Below are 826 nucleotides of genomic sequence, written 5' to 3'. Positions count from 1 at the left end.
TTGCCATGGGTTCGATGGGTTCGGGAACACATAAGCAGCCTCTACGAAGCGCCAGCTTGTGTTGTTAGAGAACTCCGTATCGATAGACAGGATCAGCTTGCGCAGCTGGATCAGGTCGAGCGTTGTGATAGTGCCTGAGCTGTTCACGTCAGCGGCAATGCGCTTGTATGGCGTGTTCAGTGGCTCTACGCCCAGGATGTGCTTACTGATCAGCACCAGGTCAAACGTTGATACCCCGTTGAGGTAGTCGCCGTCGCGCTGTGGCGTCACCGTGTAGTCAAGCCCTGTGTTCAGGTCTGTGAATACATACTGGCCGTTAGCACCGGTCATTACAGTTGCAGAGCCGTTGCCAGAAAGGCTTACCTCTACATCTTCTACTGACTCATCATCCTCGGTGTTGATTGCACCAGCTGCCATTGGGCCAGCTTCGCCGCATACGCCCATGTTGTCCTGTACCAGGATGAACGTCTCACAGAAGTCGCCGTTGCCAGCTGCATCGTACGCCCAGATCTCGATCGGCAGGGTGCCAAGGTCTGCACAAGTCAGCACCAGGCCGTCTTGGTCAGGGTTGTTAGGCTCACCTACGCGGTTGATGGAGTACTTGATCGGCTCAGAGCAGTCTGTGATCGGAGACTGAACGAAGTCGCTCGCCCAGATCTCAGCCATGCCTGCGCCTGGGTCTGGCAGGTTGTCGCCGTCTTCGTCAACTGGCATCAGCTCGATAGAGATACCGAACAGACAGATTGGCGCTGGAGCTTTGCAGTCTACTACGCTGAATGGCAGGATCGCCAGGTCAGAGTTGCCGCAGCCGTCCAACACGTGCACT

The 826-nt window shown here is 56.1% G+C and carries 1 protein-coding gene; it reads right to left on the bottom strand.

What is annotated here, in order from left to right:
* Positions 1–826, bottom strand: an 826-nt coding sequence (locus FRY97_RS22580; protein ID WP_246141894.1) for a dockerin type I domain-containing protein, incomplete at both ends; no start/stop codon positions are given.

This window comes from Phaeodactylibacter luteus (assembly GCF_007993045.1).
Classification (GTDB): Bacteria; Bacteroidota; Bacteroidia; order Chitinophagales; family Saprospiraceae; genus Phaeodactylibacter; species Phaeodactylibacter luteus.
This window is presented reverse-complemented; position numbering and strand designations above follow the sequence as displayed.